Origin of the sequence: Bartonella sp. AC535YNZD, assembly GCF_042196625.1 — a bacterium.
Taxonomy (GTDB): domain Bacteria; phylum Pseudomonadota; class Alphaproteobacteria; order Rhizobiales; family Rhizobiaceae; genus Bartonella.
Genome location: NZ_JBHIQP010000001.1, coordinates 287,068 through 307,906 on the forward strand (window position 1 = coordinate 287,068; position 20,839 = coordinate 307,906).

Annotated in this window: 14 protein-coding genes; 10 read left to right on the forward strand and 4 right to left on the reverse strand. The window is 38.9% G+C overall.

Annotated features, from left to right (window positions below; all coding sequences use genetic code 11):
* Nucleotides 1–536: 536 nt before the first annotated feature.
* Together ACFIM8_RS01060 and tsaD are read right to left on the reverse strand one after the other, a co-directional pair.
* On the reverse strand, nucleotides 537–971 hold the full coding sequence (locus tag ACFIM8_RS01060; RefSeq protein WP_375606041.1) for an EVE domain-containing protein: 435 nt from the start codon (nucleotides 969–971) through the stop codon (nucleotides 537–539).
* Nucleotides 972–1,566: 595 nt separating this feature from the next.
* Entirely contained in the window at nucleotides 1,567–2,661 is a 1,095-nt protein-coding gene (tsaD, locus tag ACFIM8_RS01065; protein WP_375606040.1) for a tRNA (adenosine(37)-N6)-threonylcarbamoyltransferase complex transferase subunit TsaD, read from the reverse strand.
* A gap of 362 nt (nucleotides 2,662–3,023) precedes the next feature.
* On the opposite strand from tsaD, the gene ACFIM8_RS01070 reads away from it, so the two are divergent.
* The 4 genes from ACFIM8_RS01070 (at nucleotide 3,024) to ACFIM8_RS01085 (ending at nucleotide 8,454) form a co-directional block, all read left to right on the forward strand.
* Nucleotides 3,024–4,208, forward strand: a complete 1,185-nt coding sequence (locus ACFIM8_RS01070; protein WP_375614362.1) for a hypothetical protein — start codon at nucleotides 3,024–3,026, stop codon at nucleotides 4,206–4,208.
* An 11-nt stretch (nucleotides 4,209–4,219) separates the two neighbouring features.
* Nucleotides 4,220–5,779 (forward strand): heme biosynthesis protein HemY, encoded by a 1,560-nt coding sequence (locus tag ACFIM8_RS01075; protein WP_375606038.1) that lies wholly within the window; start codon nucleotides 4,220–4,222, stop codon nucleotides 5,777–5,779.
* A 149-nt stretch (nucleotides 5,780–5,928) separates the two neighbouring features.
* The gene (locus ACFIM8_RS01080) at nucleotides 5,929–6,675 is read left to right on the forward strand and encodes a glutamine amidotransferase (RefSeq protein WP_375606037.1); all 747 of its coding nucleotides are present in this window, start codon (nucleotides 5,929–5,931) and stop codon (nucleotides 6,673–6,675) included.
* A gap of 792 nt (nucleotides 6,676–7,467) precedes the next feature.
* Nucleotides 7,468–8,454, forward strand: coding sequence for a DUF2125 domain-containing protein (locus ACFIM8_RS01085; RefSeq protein ID WP_375606036.1), 987 nt, complete (start codon nucleotides 7,468–7,470; stop codon nucleotides 8,452–8,454).
* 1,307 nt (nucleotides 8,455–9,761) lie between these two features.
* Here the strand turns inward: ACFIM8_RS01085 and ACFIM8_RS01090 are convergent.
* Nucleotides 9,762–14,471: an NAD-glutamate dehydrogenase gene (locus tag ACFIM8_RS01090; protein ID WP_375614363.1), complete on the reverse strand. Its 4,710-nt coding sequence runs from the start codon at nucleotides 14,469–14,471 to the stop codon at nucleotides 9,762–9,764.
* A gap of 274 nt (nucleotides 14,472–14,745) precedes the next feature.
* Here ACFIM8_RS01090 and ACFIM8_RS01095 point away from each other — a divergent pair, with 274 nt between their 5' ends.
* The 4 genes from ACFIM8_RS01095 to rpsP all read left to right on the forward strand — a co-directional run bounded on the left by ACFIM8_RS01095 (nucleotide 14,746) and on the right by rpsP (nucleotide 17,946).
* Nucleotides 14,746–15,402 carry a carbonic anhydrase gene (locus tag ACFIM8_RS01095; protein WP_375606034.1) on the forward strand — a complete coding sequence of 219 codons (657 nt, stop codon included), beginning with the start codon at nucleotides 14,746–14,748 and terminating at the stop codon, nucleotides 15,400–15,402.
* 230 nt (nucleotides 15,403–15,632) lie between these two features.
* Complete coding sequence (ffh, locus tag ACFIM8_RS01100; RefSeq protein WP_375614373.1) at nucleotides 15,633–17,201, forward strand: signal recognition particle protein; 1,569 nt, start codon at nucleotides 15,633–15,635, stop codon at nucleotides 17,199–17,201.
* Between the two features lie 24 nt (nucleotides 17,202–17,225).
* Entirely contained in the window at nucleotides 17,226–17,555 is a 330-nt protein-coding gene (locus tag ACFIM8_RS01105) for a chorismate mutase (protein ID WP_375606220.1), read from the forward strand.
* 16 nt (nucleotides 17,556–17,571) lie between these two features.
* Entirely contained in the window at nucleotides 17,572–17,946 is a 375-nt protein-coding gene (gene rpsP / locus ACFIM8_RS01110) for a 30S ribosomal protein S16 (protein ID WP_375606033.1), read from the forward strand.
* A gap of 135 nt (nucleotides 17,947–18,081) precedes the next feature.
* Here the strand turns inward: rpsP and ACFIM8_RS01115 are convergent, their stop codons facing one another.
* Nucleotides 18,082–18,297 carry a DUF1674 domain-containing protein gene (locus ACFIM8_RS01115; RefSeq protein ID WP_375606032.1) on the reverse strand — a complete coding sequence of 72 codons (216 nt, stop codon included), beginning with the start codon at nucleotides 18,295–18,297 and terminating at the stop codon, nucleotides 18,082–18,084.
* A gap of 83 nt (nucleotides 18,298–18,380) precedes the next feature.
* Here ACFIM8_RS01115 and htpX point away from each other — a divergent pair, with 83 nt between their 5' ends.
* Together htpX and ACFIM8_RS01125 are read left to right on the forward strand one after the other, a co-directional pair.
* Nucleotides 18,381–19,424: a zinc metalloprotease HtpX gene (htpX, locus tag ACFIM8_RS01120; RefSeq protein ID WP_375614364.1), complete on the forward strand. Its 1,044-nt coding sequence runs from the start codon at nucleotides 18,381–18,383 to the stop codon at nucleotides 19,422–19,424.
* Between the two features lie 50 nt (nucleotides 19,425–19,474).
* On the forward strand, nucleotides 19,475–20,839 hold the full coding sequence (locus ACFIM8_RS01125; RefSeq protein WP_375606030.1) for an RsmB/NOP family class I SAM-dependent RNA methyltransferase: 1,365 nt from the start codon (nucleotides 19,475–19,477) through the stop codon (nucleotides 20,837–20,839).

Below are 20,839 nucleotides of genomic sequence, written 5' to 3' on the forward strand. Positions count from 1 at the left end.
GGGTGTTGCTTATTATAATCGTTGAGTAAGTCTTGCCTTTAGAAATGCCTAAAAAATACCTAATGAAGGGGGGAAGTTTTGGGGCATTTTATATTGAGAAGAGTGCAGAATGAAAAATGATAAGGAAGAGTATCCTATTTATGTATTTAGCGTGAAAACACATCAATAGAGAGGGATGCCTTGTGCGATATGAAGTGCTTTTTCATATGAGTCTAACGGTAAATTCATCGAACACTCCCATCTTTACGCTTATGAACAATTAAGCCGGATCACACACTTTGCCAGCTCGTGGGTATTTCGAGACAGCCCTTAGCACTTAAGACGGTTCATAAGAGCCATTTTCACTCTTTTCTTTAACAATTTTTATTCACACACTCATCCCGCTTTTTATGTGCAAGAAAGTGGTTTTAATTGATTCAACATGGGACAAATTTGAAATGGGAGAATCTTACGATATTCGGGACTCTTATTCAACATGCAAAACAGTAATTTATCATTATAAATCAATGGATTATTAATGAATAAAATTTATTGCTTTAAGATAAAAGCATTTCCTTCTTAAGGTTGCCCATCAAACAGACTTCTGTCCATTCCTCTTCTGTCACGGGTTGTACTGATAAGCGGCTGGCCTTGACCAACACCATATTTGCTAGTTTAGGATTGGCTTTGATTTGTTTTAATGAAACAGGTGTTGGCATGTCACAAAGTGCTCGGATATCCACACATTCCCAGCGTGGATCAGAACTTGTAGAATCAGGGTGTGCTTCAGCACATATTTCTACAATTCCTACAATTTCTAAACCTTTATTTGAGTGATAAAAAAAACCTTTATCACCATATTTCATAGTGCGCATATTGTTACGTGCTTGATAATTGCGTACACCATCCCATTGTTCGCCATTAACTCCTTTTTTCTTTTGCATCTCCCATGACCATTTATGGGGTTCAGATTTAAAAAGCCAATAAGCCATGAGTTCTCCTTTTTCATAGACTGTTATGCATTTTTATAAGTATCTTTGTAATACCATCAACGATGATTTTTAAAATGGGGTAAATAACGGCTATTATCTATTTTTCTTGTTTCAAAATAATGTGTAGTAGAGAGACGCGCTCCATTGATATTTCATGTTGTATAAAAGTATTTTGCTCTTTGTTTCTCTTTTCAACTATGGTCTGAAATGCGGTCACTATAAGAGTTTGTTGGAAAAAATTAAGAAAATTGGTTCTAAAAAGCTTTAAGATTACAATGACAATGAAACGAATAAATGGTCAAAGATGATGAGGTCAACGAATGGCATTCATATCTATGCTTTGTGGGAGAGAGTAGATCTTATTATGCTGTAAAATACCGTCATTTGAAGTGTAATGATATAAGGCAGTTTTTTGAAACATGAGGTTTTTAAGAATGTGTGGTGAATATTTAGATTTACGTGTCGAGCTTTGGGTTAAGTGAATTGTGTGAGTGGGAAGCAGGTGGAATCTGCTCGATAGAGAATTCGGACTATCTATAGACCGGAGTGAGTAGAAATCTTCGTTCTTTAAGATGTGTGTGGGACGTCAATTTTATTATGCTTTTGTTCCACGGCGTCCCATCCCGATCAAGGGCGGGGCTTTTTCATCTAATGGCCAGCGTGAGCGGGGTGCAATGTCAAGAGAGCTTGTTTCTCCTCGTGCGAGTTTTTGTGCACCGGCAAAAGCAATCATTGCAGCATTATCCGTACACAAGGAAAGAGGAGGGGCTATAAATTCAAAACCATGTTGATGAGCAAGGTCTTGCAACGTAGAGCGAATGGCTTGGTTTGCGGCAACGCCGCCCGCAACAACTAAAGCAGGAGAACGCTTTTCTTGATTATCAGAGAGAGGATATTGGTGGGTAAAGTGTTGTAAAGCTAGGTGAACACGATCACGTACCGTATCAGTCACAGCGGCTTGAAAACTTGCGGCAATGTCAGCAATATCATTTTCTGTAAGGGGAGCTATGGCTGTTGCGGCTTGTCGAACAGCAGTTTTGAGTCCTGAAAAAGAAAAGTCTAATCGTTTTTCACCTTTTAAAGGTCGTGGAAGAGGGATGCGATTTTTATCACCAAATAAAGCTGCTTTTTCAAGTGCTGGTCCACCAGGATAAGGAAGACCTAAAAGTTTTGCTGTTTTATCAAAGGCTTCTCCTAATGCATCATCAATAGTGGTTCCTAAACGCCGGTAGTTGCCTACTCCATGAACAATGATTGTTTGTGTATGACCTCCTGAAACTAAAAGTAATAAATAAGGAAAGCTGACGTTGTGCGTTAACACAGCTGTTAAAGCATGTCCCTCTAAGTGATTTACCGCAATAAATGGTTTGCCAGTGGCAAGAGAGAGTGCTTTTGCGCTCATAACGCCTACCAACAATCCTCCTATCAAACCAGGACCACTGGTGGCTGCAATGCCATCAATATCTTTTAATTTTGTGTTTGCTTCTGTTAGTGCTTGCAGAATTAAATGATCAAGAACTTCAACATGGGCACGAGCAGCAATTTCAGGAACAACACCGCCGTAAGGTGCATGGTGATCAATTTGACTCCAAACAACATTGGAAAGAATTCGGCTGTTTGATTCATTGTTATATTCAATGACAGCCGCTGCCGTTTCATCACAACTTGTTTCTATTCCCAGCAGACGCATTTTAAACAAAACCTTATATTGAAGCTTCTTTCTTACGTGCGTACCATGAACAGAAAAAGATGCAAAGTATTTCTCTTAGAATTGATTTTTCTATGAAAAATATGTGTTTTGGCATTTTCTTTGAATTTTATGATATCGTTGATTAAAAAATAAAGCTGTATTTTCGAGTATAAAATGCAAATATTTTTTTAAAACTTGTCTATTAAAGTCTATAATTGTAAATATTATTGAGAAAAATGAGATTTGGAAAATTTCTGTAAATTTATACTCTTTCGAAGATATTTGAGAAAAGCTTCATTTTTAAAACTTTTTTCATTTTATTATTTTATTTTTGAAAAAAGTGTGCACAAAAAGTGATAAAGATGGTCGATTCTTCAAAACCAAAAGTTAAATCACATTATACTGGTACGCGCCGTAAGAAACCAGTTATTGAACATGAAGCTATTCCCCATGATTCAGAGGAAAAAATCCACAATTCTGTAGAATCTCCTGCACGAGAAAAACAGAATATGCAAGGTCAGGATAAAAGTATCTCTAGTACAATTTGGCTTTTCTTATCCCTTTCTGGGATTTTGGGGGGATTCATTGCTTTGGGAATTTTTATGGGGCTTCAATGGGCTGGTTTTTTTCCTTCTCCTTTTGTGGCAAATTCTGCTGGGCAGGAAAAAGCCTTGCAGATTGCTGAAGCCGCAAAAAGTCAAGGTGAAGACACAAAGGAACAATTGAGCCGGGTCTTTCAAGAAATCGATGCGTTAAAAACAGAGTTTTCTTCTTTTTCATCACAACAGTTTAAAACAATGAAAAATGATGAACTATCGAAAGAAGAAAGCAAAAAAGCTTTTGCGATTTTAGAGGAAAAAGTAAAAACTCTTGAAGAAACTGTACAAACTTTTGTTAGAGAGTCGAAAGAGATAGAGACGGCTTTGTCTGTTGGGCAGAGCAATGCAAATGATCTTGCTGCGTTAAAACAACAGTTAGAAGCACTACAGGAAGAAACTGCTGTTAAAAATAGTGAGAAAAAAGAAATAGATACCGCGCTCTTTACTGCAATTAGTTCATTAAAAAATGCTGTAGAGCGTGGTGGATCTTATAATAATGAATTAAAGCTGTTACGGCAATTATCGCCTTCGATTAATGGACTTGATGTGTTGCAAAAAACAGCTACTGTGGGTCTTCCAAGTTCAGCACAACTTTCAGTTGATTTTGCTCATGTTGCTGATGCAATTGTTGGTACGCAAAATCTTGTTGCGTCAGATGCTGGTTTTTTTGACCGAATTTTAGCGTGGATAAAAGGGCTTATTGTTTCGCGACCGATTGGAAATGTTGAAGGGACAACGCTGGGGGCTATTGCGGCACGCATGGAAGTTGCCATTCAAGCTGGTGATTACGAAAAGGCTTTGAGTGAATGGCAATCATTGCCCCAAAGTGCAAAAGATGTTTCAATGGATTTTGTTAAGCAGCTTGAAAGACATATTGCTATTCAACAGTTGTTGCAGCAATTGTTATTGTCTGTGCAACAAGGATCTTTTAAAGCAACAAAGATGTAAATAGGCCCAAGATGATACGTGTTTTTATTTATATTTTTGTTGTTTGTATCCTCGGTTTAGCTTTCACGTGGGTTGCTAATCACAATGGTATTTTTGTTCTCACATTTTTGCATTTCAGATTTTCTGCTTCATTTCTTACAGTGTTAAGTGTGCTTATTTTGTTTTTTGTAACGCTGGTGCTTTTATGGTGGTTATTGTCTTTCTTTTTTTCCATACCGAATGCTCTTTCCAATTATTTTTATAAACGCCATCAAAAGCGTGGTTACGAAGCTCTTTCAAAGGGGATTCTTGCAACTTTTGCTGGTGATAGTATGGTTGCGCAAAAAATGGAAACACGGGTTGCTAAATATCTTGCAGGAAAACAAGAGCCATTGGTAAAACTCTTACAAGCGCAAACCTTGTCTTTACAAAATGATTCTGTTCGCGCCATCGGTCTTTATGAAGAGATGAGAAAGGAAGATCCGACAAAACTGGTTGGACTTTATGGTTTGTTTCGTGAAGCGATGAAGAGTAAAGCTTATGAGGCAGCGCAACAATATGCCGAAGAGGCACTGACTTTATCGCCAGCACTTTTATGGGCGCATCAGGCGGTGCTCGATCGGTTAAGTACTGAGGGTAAATGGGATAAGGCACTTACTATTTTTGAAAGAACGCAAAAAGCTCTCCCGCGTTCTATTCGCGCGACTCCAGAGCGGCAGCATATACAGGTTTTACTACTAAGTGGGCAGGCACTTTCTTTGTTTGATACACATCCTGTACAAGCACGTGAAGCTATTTTGAAAGCCCATAAATTGGCGCCTGATTTTGTTCCAATAATAGTTATTGCTGCTGATATTCTTTATAAATTAAACGAAACGCGTAAAGCGGATAAAATGATTATAGCGGCTTGGCAAAAGGAGCCTCATCCTGACTTGGGAGCGCTTTATCTTGAAAGAGAAGAAGGAGCCATTGGGCGATTGAAAAGGGCTAAGACACTTGCTTCTTATAATAAAGATGCATTTGAGTCGGCTTTCCTTATTGCTAAAGCAGCTTTGGATGCTGGTGAAACAGCATTAGCAAGAGAGAAGGCACAAAAAGCATTACAATGTCATCCACGGGAAAGTGTTTATTTATTGTTGGCAGATATTGAAGAGGCACAGGGAAACAGTCAAGGTGCTGTGCGTCAATGGCTTTCTTTAGCACTTCGTGCTGAACGTGATCCAGTGTGGATGTGTGATGGGGCCATTTTTTCTTCTTGGTCAGCGGTTTCTCCAATCAGTGGACGTTTGGGCTGTTTTGAATGGAAGGCGCCTCCTTGTATGCCTTCTCTCACATTAGAGGCGGACAATATTGTGTCGAAAAGGCAAGACAAAGAGTATGTTATGGGAAAAAGTGATGATGTTGGAGATAAGAAGCTTGAAAAATTAACACCTATAGATGATTCTCTTTTGCATAATGCGCAGGTGGAGAAACAAGATATAAAAGAAAAAGATGTAAAAATGTTCAGTCAAACTCACTTAAATGTTGATGATCCAGGGGTTAAAACAGAAGAAGAAACATCTTTATCGAGGAAAAAATTTCGTTTATTTTAAATTGCATCAATATGGTAGTATGAGCGTTTTTTCAGAAGAAAAAATTAATATAGAAGAAAAAAAATTATCTTTAATCTTGTCCAATAAAATTATTCTCTTATGCTTAAAAAATGAAATTTTGCTTGGTAGCAGATGTGATTGGTTAAAAAATGTTTTTAAATCAGAGATGTCTTGATAAAAAACAAAAAAATAACAAACCAAGGATTGCTGTCGTTATTCATCGGCGCTCTACCTATACTGGTCGTTTGGGAAAATTTTTACAACAAAATGGTTTTGTTCTTGATATTTATCGTCCTATTTTTGGACAAAAACTCCCTGATACATTAGAGCATTATGCCGGCGTTGTTATTTTAGGGGGACCGATGAGTGTGAATGACAGCGAAGCCTATATTGGTGAGGAAATTGATTGGATTTCGTTATCACTAAAGGAAAATAAGCCTTTTTTGGGTATTTGTCTTGGAGCACAAATGTTAGCGCGAAATCTAGGGGGGCGCGTTGGTACAAGAAGTGATGGGACTGTTGAAGTCGGCTGGTATCCACTAGAAGCAACCCCACAAGGGAAGGAATTGATGAATTGGCCAGAGATGGTCTACCATTTCCATGATGAAGGTATTTATGATTTACCGAAAGAGGCAATGCTTTTGGCAACAGGGAATACATATCCTACACAAGCTTTTCGTTATGGAAACAATGCATGGGGCTTGCAGTTTCATGCTGAATTTACACGCGCTATGATGCGGCGTTTGGTCGTGCGTTCGGCACATAAATTGACTGAAAAAGGTGCTCAACCTGCTTGTGCACATTTGAAAGGTCGTTTAATCTATGATCGAGCTTTGAGTCAATGGTTTGAAAGCGCATTACACCAGATTTTTTGTACACCGCCCGTACTTGTGTGATTATTGATAACGCATTGATTTATATAGGTAATTCACGGTTTTGTATATTGAATGAGAACCCCGAATATAGTAAGGTTTTTTCATTCCAAACCTGTGTATATTGACTCAATAAAAACCTCTTGTTTGCATGTCACAAGTAGGGCTGGCGTGTGGGCAAAAACTGTATAAGAAAAGACTAAAAATGCTTCTTATGAACTGTCTTAAGTGCCAAGAGCTGTCGCAACATTTGGGGGCTAGCCAAATATAATGATGGTGCTAGCTTTGGGGCCTCCATAAGCGTAAAGATGGGGGGCTCAATGGCTTTATCGTTAAGAAACACTATTCATTATCATTTTTGTTGTGCTGTAAAAGAGTATGGTTTAAGGCAGAGGTAGAAAATCTATGTAAAACTTTACACATGAGGTATTTTTTGTTAAAGGGTATAATCGTTCTTCTTAAGAAAACCTTGTTGAGTTTATGAGATACAGTACTTTAGAATGATGTATGGGGGCTTCTTGAAGTGATCAGTAGATAAAGTCCGGTCGATTAAGAAGTTGGGTTGTGTATAAACTGACCGGGGTTAGAAATCTTTGTCCTTTTTAGGGTGGGAGAAAGTTAAGAGATAAAGAAAGTTTTAATGTTGTCCAAATCCTCTCAATTACCATTAAGACGAAAAAGTTTTTCTTTAAGCTATTTAATTTTTGGGCTTTTTTGTTTGGCTCTGATATTTATTTATAGCGCACTCTGGTTTTTTTTTCACGTAAAATAGAAGACCATGTTTCTGATATATTTGTAAAAGTATCTTCCCATAATATGGCGGCGGTATGCGAGAATGTACGCAGGGATGGTTATCCTTTACGTGTCGGTGTTGTTTGTGACAAGTTTCAATTTTCTTGGCCTTTACATGGGGTTTCTTTATCGACGGGGCGTTTGACGGCTGGTGCACCAATTTATTCACCTTATTTGGTCGAGTTTAATGTTCGTTCTCCTGCATTAATTGTTTTTTCCGGAAAAACTCCTATAGTATCGCATTGGCGCAATTTGGTGATTGAAACAGAGCCTTATTGGAAAACGGGTAAAACATTGAAGTTTATAGCTGAAGGGCTTGAGATTGCATCTTTTTCCTCTTTCTCTGAAGATCAAAAGCTTCAAGAAGCATTAAGAGCACAAACGATAGATAAAAAAACGACACAAGAAAATATTGAAGATCCGGCATCTTTGCAAAATACGCATGACGTGATTATTCAGCCATTAGAGCCACAAGATATGCCTCAAAAAATAACGGCAGAATTTTTGCGTTTTGATCTAAAACATGAAAAGAATGATTTATCGGGACATATAACTTTTGACGGTTTTGATGCTTCTCCCTTTTTAAAATCTTCTTTTGTTGATATTCCTAAAATTGATGGTAATTTGAAATGGATTTTAAATGACATTTCTTTTCTATCTGAAGATGAAGAAAAAAATTGGCAACAGCGACTGTATGGAAAAAGTGGACTTTTAAAGCAAGGTGAATTGACTTTTCATACAGGTGGTGCAGTGCGTATTAGTGGACCTTTTTCTTTTGATGATGAAGGATATTTGACAGCAAAATTTGAACTTGTCCTTATTCAGTCCATGAAGCTTCTTGACACTCTGCAGCGCTTATTTCCCGCGCAAGCCAATAATCTTCAAGCGTTATTTTTTATTTTAGGTGCTTTGCCTAAAAATGCGGACGGCGCTCCCGTTCTTTCATTGCTCATTAACAATGGGTGGGTAAAACTGGGATTTTTAAAACTTGGTCGTCTTGCTCCACTTTAGGTGTTGTACCAAAGCCTTTTTTCATCTTTACTATCAAATTTCGACTTTTTCTGATTTTCACACTTTTTTGCAATTTTAGAGTGTCAAAATATATTTTAACAAAATGCGTATTTAATGGTAAAAAAAAATAGCTATAAAAATAAAAAATTATCACCTACTCCTAACTCGTCCAACCTCTTTTCACTTAGTACAAAATCTTATGTCAAACTACATATAACAACAGTGTTTGTATGGAAAAAGTGGCATTTTAAAGTATGCTGGATTACCTTTTTATACAGGTGGTGGGTTGTGTGTTCGTAGATTTTTTATGTATGGAGCAAGCATATTGTATATATCTGTTTGGGGGTAATCTATTAAAACAAGTCAACAGCCTAACTGGAGGAGAATATGAAGTTGTAAAGGGGAAAATCAACATCCATCTTTACTGTCATTTTTTATTCGATTTTACGCATTTCAAAAGCAGTTACAGTTATATCTTTTAAATAATGGATTAAGCTTATCCTTTTATTTCTGATATTTTTTAATGAAGCCATATGTCTTCCACGTAAAACAGAATATATTTGTATTGCATATTTACGCATTTGTTAAAAAAATATTTCTCAGTACTTCTTGTTTCCGATGTCGCTTATGAATGGTATAAGGATAAAGCCATTAAGCACCACCATCTTTTCGGTTATGGAGTAACAAGCTAAGGGGCAACACCATCATATTATATTTGCTAACTCTCAATGTTACTGCAGATTTTGGCACTTGAGGCAGTTTATGAGGGGCATTTTTAGTTCTTTCTTTACTGTTTTTATCTATTCGGCTTTCCCATTTGCAATATGCAAGGGGAAATGTGGTTAATTAATTGAATATAAACAGATTTTAAATGAGACAAATTTAGAATATCGAATTATCAGTCATCATAAAAATGATAAAATTATGATTGTAAATCAATATATTATATTTTTATGATGAAGGATATTTGACAGTAAAATTTGAATTTATTTTTTATTTTGAGTGCTCTGTCTAAAAATGCAGGATAGGGCTTCCGTTCTTCCCTTGTTGGTTAGTCATGGATGGATAGAACGGAGCAAAAGCTTAGCTGTTTTGTACTGCTTTTAAGTCTGAAAGTTTATGTTTTTAGGGTGAAAAATCAATCCTGTTGTTTTTTTGAAATTGTTGCAAACAATTCTATTGTGATAAATAGCGAGATTTTATTTTGGGTGTTATGTTTAAAATGCAAACTCCCGCTCTATATTTTCGCTGGTTTGTTGTGGTGGTGGGATAGAACGGGAGATTGAGTGGGTCGTTTTGTATTTGCTTTAGGTTTGAAAGCCAACATTTTGAAGTTGAGAAATTAATCCTGCTGCAAAAGTAAAACGAGAAATATTGAGATCATTTTCAATAAGGGCACTAATGCGGTTTGTAATATTATGAATATTATTTTCTTCTGTTTTTTTCCAAGTGTCAAAAGGATCTTTTTTCTTGCCATAATTTTTGAGGATTTTCATAACGATTTGCCGTAAGCTTTCGGAAACATTTTCTTTGGCTTGGCTTAGAGCCATACTATCATAATAATCTAAGATGGGAATTGTTCGACGAGCTTCATTAATGCGGTTTATACGAATGATTTGTGCAAGCGAGAAATAAATCTCTGCAGTTTTAATAAGATCACTGTTGCTTTGTTTTGCAATCAAAGAAATATCACAGATTATTGGTGCTGCTTCCAAGAGAGCCAATTGTTTTGCTAATGCTTTTGGTGCTCCTTCTTCACTGTAGTGTAGTGCTTTTTCTTCAATCTTTTGATTAATATCGTTGTTGGGAGAATGCATAAGCTCTTTTTCAATAATACTACGGGCTTGCTTTATTGTTTTTACAATTTCTTCTAGTGGACGTGAGAGATCCATGTTGTGCAAACCCCAATTGGTCGTTTCAAAGAGCATTGGGGTCATTGCTGCATAGAATTTGTTTTGGACAAGACCAGGTATTTTATTATCAAGCTTATCAATTTGATCAGATAATTGAGGAATTTCAAAACCATCACGGATGGCAATAAAAACGCGAATAATATTTTCAACCTTTTGTTGTGTTTCATCGTGTAGCCGATTAACAAAAGTGGGGCCTCCACGATTTACAATGTCATTGGCAATCAGTGTTGCGATAATATTACGACGCAATTGATGGTTAATCACTTCCTTCTTAAAATTTTCTTGAATTTGGGTTGGAAAATAGTTCAGCAAGGCTGTATTGAAATAGTGATCATCAACAATGGGGCTATTAGCAATTTCTTCTTTTAAGGTCAATTTAGCATAGGCAAAAATAACGGCGAGTTCTGGACGGAGAAGACCTTTGCCTTGGGTTGTTCTTTGTCGTAAAATTTGCTCATCAGGGAGTATTTCAACTCTGCGATCTAGAAGTTTTTTTTGTTCCAAATCGTGCATAAAGCGTATTTGATAGGGCAAATCAGTAGTGCTTTGGTTTTCCGCCAAAGAAAGAGCAAGGGGTTGTAGATAATTGTTACGCAAGACGAGTTGCTCGACTTGAGGCGTCATTTTTTTCAAGAGCTTATTGCGATCTTCGCGGGTTAACGTTTTGGCACGTAGTGCTGATGCAAGAACAATTTTGAGATTGACCTCAATATCAGAACAATTCACACCAGCAGAATTGTCAATGGCATCCGTATTGCATCGACCACCATTTGAGACATATTCAATCCGTCCACGTTGTGTAACACCAAGATTAGCTCCTTCACCAATAATTTTTGCACGCACTTGTTCTCCGGTAATGCGTATTGCATCATTTGCACGATCACCTACTTGGGCATCGTTTTCTGTTGCAGCACGGATATAAGTACCAATACCGCCGAACCATAAAAGATCAACCGGGGCTTTGAGAAGAGCAGAGATAATTTCAAAGGGTGTTCCTGTTTGTTTTTCAAAACCAATGGCTTGTGCTGCTTCAGGTGAGAGAGTAATGGTTTTTTCTTTTCGTGAGAAGATACCACCGCCCTTTGATAATTTGCTTTTATCGTAATCTTGCCAACTTGAGCGAGGAAGTTTAAAAAGGCGCGTACGCTCTGCGTAGCTTTCGTCTATGTTTGGATCTGGATCAATAAAGATATCGCGGTGATCAAAAGCGGCAATCAATTTTGTTTGTTTGGAAAGCAGCATTCCATTACCAAAGACATCACCAGACATATCGCCAACACCGACACAGGTGAAGGGCGTTGTTTGAATATCATGATTAAATGATTCTCTAAAATGTCTTTTGACGGCTTCCCATGCGCCTTTAGCTGTAATACCAATGTCTTTGTGGTCGTAACCTGCTGAGCCTCCAGAGGCAAAAGCATCATCAAGCCAAAAGTGGTTTGCTTGGCTGATGGCGTTGGCTGTATCAGAAAAAGTTGCTGTTCCTTTGTCTGCTGCTACAACAAAATAGGGGTCAGGGTCATCATGACAGATGATATTGTGGGGCGCACTTATTTTGCCATTAACCAGATTGTCTGTGATGGAGAGCAAAGCAGTGATAAAGTCTGTATAAGCTTGACGTGCTGCTTCTATAATAACAGCACGGTCATTTGTTTGGGGAAGCCGATGGGGATAGAATCCACCTTTTGCACCTGCAGGAACGATAACTGCATTTTTAACTTGTTGGGCTTTGACTAAGCTCAGCACTTCGGTACGATAATCTAATGCACGATCAGACCAACGAATTCCGCCACGGGCAATAGGTCCAAAACGCAAATGGACTCCTTCAACTTCCGGTCCATAAACAAAAATTTCTCGGTAAGGGCGCGGTTCAGGCAAACCTTCAATCTGGCGCGGATTTAATTTGGTGGCTAAAATACGCCGTGGACTTCCATCAGGAAGAGGCGTAAAGGCATTTGTTCGTAAACTCGCCTCTATAAGGTTACAATAACGGCGTAAAATGAGATCATCATCTAAACCAGAGACTTTCCGTAATTTTTCTTCAATGCGCTTTTGAATGACTTGTTGGTTTTTTTCCCGTTCTTTTTCTGTATGGCTTTGATGAAATTTTAAATGAAATAAAGCATAAAGATCTTGGGTGATGTCAGGATAAGCATTTAAAGTTTGGGCAACGCGATCTTGCGAATAAGGAATTCCAGCTTGTTGGAGATAGCGCCCATAATGGCGCAAAATAACAATTTCATGCCAATCAAGCTCAGCTGTTTGGGTGAGAGCATTAAAGCCGTCATTATCAGCATTTTGTGCCCAAATGGCTTCAAAGGTTTCGGCGTGTTTTTGACCGTCTTTTTCAAAATCGATACAGCGTTGGAAAGTACTTTCTAGCTGCATATCATGAAGATACACAGAGCGCCCATTGCCATCTGGTAATTCAAGAGTTTGTTCAGCAATAACGCGAAACCCCATATTTTCAAGGAGTGGTACACGTTTAGAAAGGGCAAGTGCTTCATGGCGGTGAAAAAGCCGAAGAGAAATGCACTGTTTTTCTTTGTTTTGTGCATGATAAAAGATCACGAAAAGGGGCTTTTCATCATGAAGACTTAGAATATGTCCGGCATCGTTAATAGCGTCTTCAGCTGAAAATAAATCACGATAGCTGTTGGGGAATTCACTGGCTAGACGTATTTGTTGCTCTGTTATTTTCTTGTTAAGAGCGATGGCTTGAACCCTGTCTTCCCAACTTCGTGCAATCGAACGTACATGTTGTTCAAGTGTGGAGCGCTCAATAAGGGGAACAGTTTCGTTTCCTTTACGATGGATGATATAATAGACACGTATAAGAGTGCTTTCCAAAAATAGCGGATAAGATTCAAAAAAGTCACCTTTATAGAGCTCAACAAAATGTTCGCCAACTTTTTCACGCAGGCTGCTGCTATATTGATCACGCGGTACGTAGACAAGGATAGAAACAAAGCGCCCAAAAGAATCAGTATGGGCAAGAACCCGTAAACGTGGGCGCTCATCTAATTGTAGAATAAGTTTAGTGTTTTCTGTCAATGTATCAACATCAGAGCGAAACATTTCATCTCTTGGATAGGTTTCTAAAGCACTGATGAGTGCTTTTCCTGAATAATCGGCGTGATTGTGTCCAAGACGTTGAATAATAGTTCGGGCTTTTTCTTTTAAGAAAGGAATTTGCAAAATAGAACGTGTATAAGCTGAGGAGGTAAAAAGCCCTACAATGCGTAATTCTCCACAGAGTTGGTTTTCTTTATCAAAGATTTTAAGACCAATATAATCCAGCCAAACAGAACGGTGAATTTTGGAGCGGCTGTTCGCTTTTGTCACGATAAATAGATTATCGCTTTGCATGAAGGATAAAACTTCTTGAGGAGGCTCTTTCATGCTTTTATCGTCAACAATATGAATAGAAGCATCCGTGAGTATACCAAGTTCAATATTACTCGCTGTAAAGGATTTTAGGGGTTTTTGGTCTTTGATGAAGTTGTAAGTGCGCATACCAAGGAAAATGAAATTATCGTCCATTAGCCAGTGAAGAAATTCAATGGCTTTTTCGCCTTCTTGTTTGTAGTGCGGGGGAAGACTTATTTGGTAGGCATGAATATGTTTTTCAACTTCTTCAAGCATAGGTTTCCAGTCTTGTACAGCAGCATTAACCTGTTCAAGAACTAAGGTGAGTTCATTTTCAAGTTTCTGCGTCTGCTGTTTATTGAGTGACTCGATGTGAATTTGCATCAGACTGATGCGTTTTCCAGAAGCACTATCAAGAATGGGGTGTGCAATCAAATAAATATGGTTTTTGTGTTGATTGAAGACATTTAAAATAGAATCGAGAAGGAAGGGTTTGTTATCATTGACAAGCGTGATAACGGTTATAGGCTTGTTATTACGGGTTAAGTTTTGTTCAAAGAAGATGGTATTTTTTCCCGTCTGATGGAGATTAAAAGCTTTTACCGCGATAGCAGTGGCCCTTTGAAGTTCTTCACTTTCGTAATAAGCAATATCTTCTTCATCGGTTTGAGCAAAAAGGATTTGTTCTATTTTATCTTGGGTGTTTTTTATTTCTGTTTTTTTTTGTTGCAACACATTCACTCTCCCTTTTTGCTCTTAGGGGCCTTTTCTTCTCTTTGTTAAAAGCAGACCATTATATTTTTACATACTGTAACACCTTCTTCCTAAAGAAAATAGCTCTTTATTTGGAAAGAATGAGTTTGTTTTTGCTATTTTTTAGTAATATTTTGTACTTTAAAGAAATATTTTTCTTCAAGGAAAAGGCATTTTTAGTATTTTTGTATGTTAATAGTTTGTTTTTTAAAATATACAAAATGAAAGTAAAAAAAGAAGCAAAAGTAAAAAAAGAATGGCGCATTTACCAGAAAGACTTTTAAGTGGTTACCAAAACTTTATAAACAATCATTTTTTATATAAAATAGCAGATTATCAGCAATTGGTGATTGAGGGGCAAAAACCTGAAGTTTTGGTCATTGCTTGTTGTGATTCGCGTGCAGTACCAGAAATGATTTTTGATGCTAAGCCAGGGGAAATTTTCACCCTGCGCAACGTGGCGAATGTGGTTCCTCCTTTTTCTCCTGATGACCAATATCACGCAACATCAGCAGCTCTTGAATATGCTGTGCAATTGCTTGAGGTGAGACATATTGTCGTTTTTGGTCATGCCCATTGTGGAGGTATTCGTACTGCTCTTAATGAGACATATAAATCTTTATTATCAAATGATTTTATCGGTCAATGGATCAGTCTTTTAGCACCAGCCGCAGAAATTGTTTTGAATAATAAGTCGCTGTCGTGGCCAGAAAAACAGACGGCATTAGAGCAGCTTTCTATTCGTCATTCGTTGAGAAATTTAGAGACGTTTCCATGGATAAAGCTTCGCAAAGATCAAGGTTTTTTGACATTGCATGGGGTTTGGTTTGATATCTCTAGCGGAAAATTATGGAGCATGGAACAGGAAACAGGTTGTTTTATGCGTGTTGAAGTTGAAAGTTTTGAAGTATAGTATTTGTTGTTTTTATTTCTTCGTATAAAAAGACATTTTATGATAAAACTTGACAAAGCTGGGGTTTTATTGTTTGAAGGAGCAAGCTTTCAGTGACAAAATTAACTTGGAGCCACCGACTGAGACCCCGGTTTAAGGGTATAAAGAGATCTCAGAGGTCAACATCCGACGGCGCGATGCGTTCTCGGATGCTATTTTGGTTTGTTTGTTATGCAACAATGAGGTAAATGATGTTTGAATCCTTGCAAGAGCGACTTGGTTCTATCCTGTCTCATTTGACGGGACGTGGCGCTTTATCGGATCAGGATGTTGTAGAGGCGCTGCGTGAAATTCGTCGCGCTTTATTGGAAGCTGATGTTGCTCTTGATGTTGTGCGCTCTTTTACCGATAGAGTTCGGGAAAAAGCTGTTGGGGCCCAAATCGTTAAATCAATTAAACCAGGCCAAATGGTGGTTAAAATTGTTCATGATGAATTGGTTCATATTCTTGGAAATGAAAGTGTTCTGAGTGATTTAAATGCACCAGCTCCTGTTGTTATCATGATGACTGGTTTGCAAGGTTCGGGAAAAACAACCACAACAGCAAAGCTTGCAAAACGTTTTACTGATAAGCACAATAAAAAAGTTCTCATGGCGTCATTAGATACACGCCGTCCCGCTGCACAGGAGCAATTGCGCCAATTGGGAGAACAGGCAAAACTTGCAAGCTTGCCTATTATTGCGGGTCAGCTGCCCGTTGATATTGCATTACGTGCTGTGCAAGCTGCTAAATTGGGTGGTTATGACGTGCTTATTCTTGACACAGCAGGACGTAATCATATTGATGAAGCTTTGATGCTCGAATTGGCTGAAATTAAAGCATGTTCCCTTCCTCATGAGATTATGTTGGTGGCTGATAGTTTGACGGGGCAAGATGCTGTTCATCTTGCTCGTTCTTTTGATGAGCGTGTAGGGATTACGGGGATTATTTTAACACGGATGGATAGTGATGGGCGTGGTGGCGCTGCTCTTTCTATGCGTGCTGTTACAGGTAAACCAATTAAAGCAATTGGAACTGGTGAAAAAATAGATGCTTTAGAAGAATTTCATCCCAGTCGTATTGCTGATCGTATTCTCGGAATGGGGGATATTGTTTCTTTGGTTGAAAAAGCGGCAGAAACAATGGATCACGAGAAAGCTGCTGCTTTTGCAAAAAAAATGCAAGCCGGAAAATTTGATCTGAATGATCTTGCAGAACAGTTGCAGAAAATGAAAAAACTGGGTGGAATGGGCGGTATTATGGGCATGTTGCCGGGAATGGGGAAGGTCAAAGAGCAGATTGCGGCTGCGGGGTTTGATGATCGTTTGTTTGATCGTCAATTGGCCATTATTTCATCTATGACACCGAAAGAGCGGGCGAATCCAGAGCTTTTAAAACATAGCCGCAAACAACGAATTGCTAAGGGGTCTGGTACGACAGCGGCTGATATTAATAAACTTTTGAAGATGTATCGCCAAATGGCTGATATGATGAAAGCCATGGGTGGTAAAGGAAAAAGTGGTTTGATGGGAAAAATGTTGGGAGGCCTTGGTTCCAAAATGGGTTTTGGAGGCAAGGGGAATTTGAGTGGAGATTCTCCAGTTATACCTGATTTATCGGGAATGGATTTGAAGCAATTCTCAACGCTTCAAAAGCAGATTGAAAATGATAATGGAGGGAAGATTTTGCCTGGACTTCCCAAGCGTGGGCCTATATTTCCTGGTCTTTCCAATAGCATTGCCGATAGGGGAAAATTTCCTCAGCATCCTAAGAAAAAATAAGATGTAAAGAGGGAAAGGAATATGATGCAGGAAACAGTATTAAACGAATTAGCACATTTACGAGCATCTATTGATAATTTTGATGCAACTTTGATTCATATCTTAGCAGAGCGTTTTCGTTGTACGAAAGCTGTTGGGCGCTTAAAAGCGCGTTATGATTTGCCTAAAGTAGATCCTTTACGGGAGAAACATCAAGTAGCGCGTTTGCGGCAATTGGCTATAGATAGTCATCTTGATCCTGATTTTGCTGAAAGATTTTTAAAATTTATTATTAAAGAAGTTGTGAGTCATCATGAAGTGATTGCTGAAGAGCAAAAAACAAAAAAAGTCAATTTAAACGAAAGCCAGAGCTGACAATAGGAGATAAAATATGGCATTGAAAATTCGTTTGTCCCGTGGAGGTTCAAAAAAACGTCCTTATTATCATATCGTCGTTGCAGATGTTCGTAGTCCGCGCGATGGGCGGTTTCTTGAACGTGTTGGAGCATGGGATCCAATGTTGCCTAAAGATGGACCGAGGGTGAAACTTAATGAAGAACGTATCCAATATTGGCTTGGGCAAGGGGCTCAACCAACAGATCGCGTTTTACGGTTTTTAGATGCAGCTGGCTTGAAAAAGCGTCCAACTCGTAATAATCCACATAAAGGTGAACCGGGTAAAAAAGCACAAGAACGTATAGCAGCAGCAAAGCAAGCGGCAGAAGAAGCAGAGGCAGCGGCTGAAGCAGAATCTGCTACAGCATAAGAAGCATGATTGTTTAATCAACGTGTTTTTAAAAGCTTTAGAAAAATAAATATTATCCGTTTTTGTCTATCAAAAACGGATTTTCTTTAAAAAGCTGCTTGTTTAAATCCGCACTGGTTTTTTTAATCAATGGTTTTAAAAATCAATGGCGCGGCCTTTAATTTCCCAGTCTCCATAGCGGGAAGGGTCCTTGCCACCGCGTCCGCCGTTTTCTAGAGGTTGTTCTTTTTTTGTTGCGCGTTTTCGTCTTTCTTCAGCTTCTTTAAGGGCGCGTTGTGCTGCGGGAGAAAGAGATTGCTGTTTAATGACAGTTGCATTTTTTTTGCTTGTTTTCTCATCTTTTTTATTCATTTTACACCTATTCCATTGAAGAAGCAGAAAGAAAACACCATCATATAGTATTGATTGACTTTTATCATGGAGTTTTTTGAGTAATGAATATAATGCGTACAGCTATGCTTTTGGCTTTTTTAACTGCTCTCTTTATGGGAGTTGGTTATCTTGTTGGAGGGGGTGGTGGCATGGTCATTGCTCTTTTGATGGCAAGTGGTTTAAACTTTTTTTCTTATTGGAATTCAGATAAAATCGTTTTACGCATGTACGGGGCGCGTGAAGTTGATCAGCATTCTGCGCCTGTTTACTATAAAATTGTAAGTGATTTAGCGCAAAGAGCTTCTCTTCCTCAACCAAAAGTTTATGTTATTGAGAATCCACAGCCAAACGCTTTTGCAACGGGACGTAATCCGCAAAATGCAGCTGTTGCTGCAAGTACTGGATTGTTAAAGCGGTTGAATTCGGAGGAAATTGCCGGCGTTATGGCGCATGAGCTCGCACATATTGAGCATCGTGATACATTAACAATGACTCTAACCGCAACGATTGCAGGAGCCATTTCAATGCTTGGTAATTTTGCTTTCTTTATGGGAGGACCGCGCAACTCTTCAGAAGATTCTCATGGCGCTGGGGCAATTGGAGGATTTATTGCCTTGCTCGTGGCTCCTTTTGCAGCGATGCTGGTGCAAATGGCGATTAGCCGTACACGGGAATATGCTGCGGATCGGAGAGGGGCTGAAATATGTGGTAATCCTTTATGGTTGGCTTCCGCATTGCGTAAGATTGCTGATGGGGGACGTGGGGTATATAATGAAGAAGCAGAGCATAATCCAGCAACCGCGCATCTGTTTATTATTAATCCTTTGAGCGGTGAGGGAGCCGATAGTCTTTTTTCGACACATCCAGCAACTGCAAATCGTATTGCTGCTCTTTATCGGCAAGCAGAAGAGATGAAAGGGGCTCTTGCCAAAAGTGTGGGCTGGAATAAAGAAGACGCTATACATGAAAAAAGCAGCGGGATGAACTATGGAGATTTTCATAGTGGTCAGGCTCATGCATTAGATGAGCAAGAAAACATTTCTTTTCAGCGTGTTACAAAACGTCCTTCTTGGCTTCGTTATGAAAATTCAAAAAGATCTCGTTGATAGAGTTATTGAGGGAGTTTTTAAGGAAGCAGTAATATAAAGGTGGTGTTTTGAAACACAAAAAAGCGGGGCATGTGTCTGAAAAAAATGTTCCAGGATTAGCTGTTCGGCAGGTGTGTGTGCGCCTTTTAGGGGCGGTGGTTGATAAGTGTACGCCTCTTTCTGGTTTGACGGATAATGAACACGGACATCCACACTATTTAAAACTTTCACAACGAGATCGTTTGTTGTGTCGGGCTATTTTGATAGCTTCATTACGTCATCGAGGGCAGATTATAGCGGCTTTCTCACGCTTTTTGGCACGTCCTTTGCCTTCACAAGCACTTTCACTTCAGCATCTTTTGCATATCAGTGTCGCACAAATTCTTTATCTTGATATTCCTGATCATGCGGCTATTGATTTAGCTGTACGTGTGGCAAAACTTGATCCTCGTATGCATCGTTTTTCAGGAGTTGTGAATGCTCTTTTGCGCAATGTTGCGCGTGAGGCAGAGCTTTTACGCCAACAAGTTCCTACCATTGAAGGTGTTCCAGCGTGGTTTGGACAGCTTTTAGTGTCAGCTTATGGAACAGAAAAGGCACATCAGATTATAGCAATTCAAAGTATGGAACCCCCTCTCGATTTGACAGTGAAATCTGATAGCGTTGGATGGGCTGAAAGACTTGGCGGTGTTGCGTTGCCCAATGGTTCTGTTCGATTGAATCGTTTGGAGTGTTCTGTTTCTGATTTACCTGGCTATCGTGAAGGGTCTTGGTGGGTTCAAGATTTTGCTGCAGCCTTGCCTGCTTGTTTATTTGGGAGTATTCGGGGTAAACGCGTTGCTGATCTTTGTGCGAGCCCTGGGGGAAAAACAGCACAATTGGCTTTGCAGGAGGCAGAGGTGACTGCAATTGAGCTTTCTGCTAACCGCGTCAAGCGTTTAAAAGAAAATATGGAACGGCTTCATTTTTCAGCTCACATTTGGCAGGGCGATGTGAAAAACTTCCATCCCACACAGCTTTTTGATGCAGTTCTTCTTGATGCCCCTTGTTCTTCTACAGGAACAATCCGTCGTCATCCAGATATTTTATGGACGAAATCGAGAGATGATATCGTCAAGTTAGCGGCGTTGCAATATGATTTGCTTGTCGCAGCAATTTCTTTGGTAAAGGAAGGGGGACGTATTGTTTTTTCCAATTGTTCATTGGCAAGAGAAGAAGGTGAAGATCTTATTGAGAAAATTTTATCGATACGCAATGACATTGTTTTAGACCCTATTTATCCAGAGGAAATGGGAGCATTGGAACATTTGCTTTGTGGGGGGATGTTACGGACAACGCCTGCGGATTTTTGTCATAAAAATTTTGATGCTGAGAAAACCGTATTTTTAGGAATGGATGGTTTTTTTGCTGCGCGCTTACGAAAAATTGCTTAA